Consider the following 4,896-nt stretch of genomic DNA (forward strand, 5'->3'; position numbering starts at 1 on the left):
CTTAGAATCCTACTTTGATTAAATAAATAATTAAAAAATCAATTTACGAGAAAGAACTATTTACACAAAAGATTTGACAGTTTCTAGTAGATAATATAAATATCATGAAAAAGTTTTTATATTTTATAATTTTACCGATATTAATTTTATTCATTCTATATTTTTATTTACCTTTAAAAATTAATCCGTTAAAAAACGGATCTATCGTGTTAAAGCCTGCACCAGTAACTACTTACACTAATGTTCAAACTAAATTGGCTGGACTCCATGATTTTCCAATTTATCGCAATATTTCTAAAGACGGTGGTATCAATGCTTTCACTTCTACCAAGGATTTCAGGAACGGTTTGCTTCAATCTCTTAAATCAGCGCAAACCAAGCAAGGGCGTTTTTATCAATTAACAGTCAACGGTAGACAAATTGGTTGGGTTAATGAAAAATTCTTTTTACGTAGCAAACTACTTGCGGCAAAGCATGTATCTTTAACTCGTAATCCCTATTCCTCTTTCCCAGTGAGGGATGCAATTTCTTATATTGCAGACAAGCACGGCACCTTAATCGATCCTAAAAAAGTATCTACATCCCAAAATTTTTTTAATTCTACAACTCCTGGTAAATTTACAATTAAATTAAAATACCATCATTTAAAAACAACAATCAACGTTCATGTTAGACCTAATTTAAACGAAGGCATTACTGTCGCAAACAGAACTGCTATTGCTGGACCTTCTTTAGTAAAAACATTCTCTGGTAGTTCTAAATCTTCTTCTCCAAATTGGAATCCCGAAAATAATTATCAGCCTGAAACCAAAATTAATAGATATTATGATAATAAGCATAATTTGATGATAACCCAATTTTACCAACCTCGTTTTCATTCATTAACGCCCCAACCTACTCCTCTTAATCAAATAGGAGTTATTCCTCAAGGGATCAGCCTTAAACAAAATCAATTAACTGTTTCATATTTCAGTGAGCCTAACGTTGAATGGGGACATCTAGTTACTTATAATCTCAATCATTTGTCTGATCCACTTAAATCACAAAATTTACTTACTATGAAGTGGCGAGAATTTAAAAACACATCACGCAATATTGCAGTATCTCCATATATGAAGCTGGGGCACGGACAATCTATCGGCATGACTAAAAAATATATTTATGTACTGGCTAGCAGCAACAAAGAAGCTAATCCCGATAAATCCGAAGAAATTTTTCAAATTTCTAGAAAAAACTACCAAATTAACCATCTTTGGACTATAAAAGTATGGAATCGTTCTAGCTATTATCCACGCTATTTTCATAACGCTTGCTTTATTAATAGTCACTTAATGTACGCTACTTTTCATAATGCCAGCAAAGGATTATATGAATACTGGAAATTAAGTCGAAACGGAAATACATGGATGCCAACAGAAATCGGAGCAACTCAATCTGATTTTGTAAAAAACAATTCACCTCTGCAAAGCTTTACCTCTAGTCATTCTAAGTTTTACCTAGCTTTTAATGATAATTTATTCATAATTACCCATCCAGGAAAACTCATACAACACTACCAATTTCATACCTTGCGCGAAACCGAAGGGATAGCTGTAGAAAATAATCGCCCTTATATTGAATTAGCACGCAGACCCGAATTGCTACAAATAAAAAATCAACAAAATAAAAAGAATTGATAATCACAAATTAACTATGATTATCAATTCTTTTTTATTATCTTATCTAAATCACAACTGCTAAAGCCTCATACGGCTTTAAGATGATCTCTTGTTTAAATTGGTTACTGTTATGTTCATAATTGCTAATTAAAACTTGATAGTTCTTATTAACATATTCTTTAGGTAATTTAGCCTGACATTCCTTGCCATAGAAGTTAGTAAAGACTACTAATTTTTTATCACTGTTATCTAAGAAGCGTTCATATGCAAAAACTTGTGGATGATCCTTCAAGAACATCTTAATATGCCCATAAGAAATTAACTTTTCATTCTTACGCAACTTAATTAGTTTTTGATAATAGTCAAAAATTTCGCCACTTGCTAGTTCTTTCTCTACATTAACTTGATTTTGATCAGTTGGCATCAGCCATGGCTTTACATCACTAAAGCCAGCATATTGACTATCCATCCCAATGCATTGGCACACGTGAATTATCTCTTCATACACAAAAACGAGTCTGCAAAGGACACGTTTTTAATTTTCCATTCAAATTCTTTCCAATAATCAGCTATTTACTATACAGACAATTTCTTTGCTACAATAATAAAGATCCATGAGGAGTGATTTTTATGTTATATCCATACGCTGAATTCCCAGGCGAATTATCAATTACGTATTCTCAAATAATTCCCGATCCATCCCAAAAAGACGGTATTAAAATTTATGTACATTTTGAAAAACCAACCGATTATGGCTTCAAGGAAGCCCGCTACACTCTTCCTGACTATAAGGAAGTTTATAATTATAACTTTACTTATTCAGAAACAAAGAACAACATAGAAATCCTTAAAAGAAATGCATCATTAATTATGGAATGTGCTAAAGAAGAAAAACAGTAAACCCATTCTCTCTACACAAAAGCGAGTCCCAAAAAAGACTCGTTTTTTTATCTATTCAAATTGTTTCCAATAATCAGCTAAATACTGTGTAGTCAAACTGTCAGGATTCTTAACCAATTCTCGCGGCATCCCTTCAGCCACGATTCTACCACCAGCTTTACCGCCGCGTGGTCCAAGATCCAAAATATAATCACTGTTTACAATCAAATTCAAATCATGTGTGATCGTGATAATGGTTGCACCTTGATCAAGTAATTTTTGCATCACGGTTACCAAAACCTTCACATCTAAGGGATGCAAACCGATCGTTGGTTCATCGAAGACAAATAAAGTATCATCTTGCTTATGACTCAAGTGAGTTACTAGCTTCAACCTCTGGGCTTCACCACCAGATAAGGTTGGTGTACTTTCACCTAAATGCAGGTAATCCAACCCTACTTCTTTGAGTAACTTTAATTCACGTTCGATCTTTGGTACCTTTTTAAACACAGGCAAGGCTTCATTAATATCCAAATTAAGCATATCAACAATCGACATCTCATGCCACTTAACTTGCTGAATTCTCGGATTGTAACGCTCACCATGACAAGTTGGACATGTCTGCTGCATATCTGGTAAAAATTGAATATCTAATGTAACAATTCCAGTTCCACCACAAGTAGGACATGCACCTTCTTTATTGTTATAGGAGAAGTAACTTGGCGTGTAATGCTTTTCTTTTGCTAACGGCTGATGAGCAAAAAGCTTACGCAAATTATCCATGATTGAAGTATAAGTAGCAACCGTTGAACGGGTACTCTTGCCAATCGGTGTCGCATCAACACTAACTACATTATGGACAGGTGAAACGAATTTCTTAATTTGTTTCGGTAACTTTTCACCCTTAGCTTGTGCCTCAATAGCCGGAACTAAAGAATCTAAAATCAAACTGGTCTTACCCGCTCCAGAAAAGCCAGTTACTGCAGTAATTTGATTAATCGGAATTCCTGCTTTAATATCATGCAAGTTGAAATAATGCTCCACTTCAAATTTGATTTGATCAGGGTTAATCTTATCAGTCGTTTTTCTTGCCATTAAATCAGCTGTTCCATTTAAGTATGGAGCAATCAAAGACTTTTTATTGTTTTCAAGTTCTTGCGGTGTCCCTTGAGCTAAAATTTGCCCACCCTGGTCACCAGATCCTGGTCCGATTTCGATAATCTCATCGGCTGCCTTAATAATGTCGACATTGTGATCAACTACGACCAATGAATTGCCTTGTGCAACAAGTTTACGTAAAACTTTAATCAAACCATCGACATTAGCCGGATGAAGACCGATAGAAGGTTCGTCTAATACATAAAGAACACCGGTGGTTTCTGTTCTCAGAGTCCGAGCCAATTGGATTCTCTGTAACTCACCAGTTGAAAGCGTATTTCCGGCACGTGCCATGGCTAAGTAGTCCAACCCTAAATCAAGTAGCGGCTGCAAATTATTGATGAATTCTTTAATCAATGAAGAAGCCATCTGATGCATTTCTTCTGGTAACTTAGCTAAAACTTCCTTACTCCAAGCTGGCAAGTCACCCAATTGCATATGTTCGACTTCATCAATATTTTTACCATTAACCAACTGCTTAAGTAGCTCAGGACGAAGTCTAGTACCATGACAGACTGGACAAGTTGAATAAGTAAAGAATTCCGCAATTCTTTTTTGTGCTCGTTCACTCTTGCTACTCTTTGCTGAACGCAGGACTGCCTGGTGCGCATTTTCATAAAGAGCATTGAAGTCGTGAAAAACTCGACCAGTACCGGATAAGAAGTCCATCTTGTATTTCTTTTCTGGACCGTTCAAGACAAAGTCTTTTTCTTTTTTAGTTAAATCCTTAAATGGAACATTAATGCGCACTCCTGCATGCTGGGCAACGCTTGGCATAAAATTACGTCCTGGCAATGACCACGAAGCAACCGCGCCGTCTTCGATGGACAGATTTTCATCAGCAATCAACTTATTTTCATCAAGTTGACGCACCTTCCCTGTACCGCCGCATTCAGTACATGCTCCATCTGAATTGAAGGCGAACTCTTCTGCACTTGGAACATAAAACTTAACACCACAGGTTTGGCAGGTAATCCGTCCCATTTCTTCGCCAGGCTTGGACATTGCTTCGGCAATTGCTAGACTCGGTGCGACTCTATGACCGTTGGGACAAACAGGCGAACCAAGCCGTGAAAAAATCAAACGCAAAACATTAAAGGTCTCAGTTGTTGTACCAACGGTTGCTCTTTCATTTGGAACGCTGGGGCGCTGACGTAAAGCCAGCGCTGAAGGGATATGCTTAACTGAAGTTACATCAGCC

At 36.4% G+C, this 4,896-nt stretch carries 3 protein-coding genes and 1 pseudogene; 2 read left to right on the forward strand and 2 right to left on the reverse strand.

The annotated features are described in order from the left end of the window. The first annotated feature begins 104 nt into the window (after positions 1 to 104). Positions 105 to 1,676 carry an SH3-like domain-containing protein gene (locus JEM49_RS04305; protein ID WP_207187918.1) on the forward strand — a complete coding sequence of 524 codons (1,572 nt, stop codon included), beginning with the start codon at positions 105 to 107 and terminating at the stop codon, positions 1,674 to 1,676. Positions 1,677 to 1,722: 46 nt separating this feature from the next. Here JEM49_RS04305 and JEM49_RS04310 read toward each other — a convergent pair. After that, positions 1,723 to 2,158, reverse strand: a pseudogene (locus tag JEM49_RS04310) (alpha-amylase family glycosyl hydrolase); the annotation flags it as partial. Between the two features lie 130 nt (positions 2,159 to 2,288). Between JEM49_RS04310 and JEM49_RS04315 the strand changes: the two are divergent. Beyond that, positions 2,289 to 2,558 carry a hypothetical protein gene (locus tag JEM49_RS04315; protein WP_201873798.1) on the forward strand — a complete coding sequence of 90 codons (270 nt, stop codon included), beginning with the start codon at positions 2,289 to 2,291 and terminating at the stop codon, positions 2,556 to 2,558. Between the two features lie 51 nt (positions 2,559 to 2,609). On the opposite strand, the gene JEM49_RS04320 is transcribed toward JEM49_RS04315, so the two are convergent. After that, on the reverse strand, positions 2,610 to 4,896 hold a 2,287-nt coding region (locus tag JEM49_RS04320; RefSeq protein WP_201873801.1), incomplete at its 5' end, for an ATP-binding cassette domain-containing protein.

The sequence above is a fragment of the Lactobacillus sp. A27 genome (assembly GCF_016742815.1).
GTDB lineage: Bacteria > Bacillota > Bacilli > Lactobacillales > Lactobacillaceae > Lactobacillus > Lactobacillus gallinarum.

Coding starts and splice junctions, on each gene's coding strand:
- JEM49_RS04315 (WP_201873798.1), top strand. CDS start 2,289: ATGTTATATCCATACGCTGAATTCCCAGGCGAATTATCAATTACGTAT.
- JEM49_RS04305 (WP_207187918.1), top strand. CDS start 105: ATGAAAAAGTTTTTATATTTTATAATTTTACCGATATTAATTTTATTC.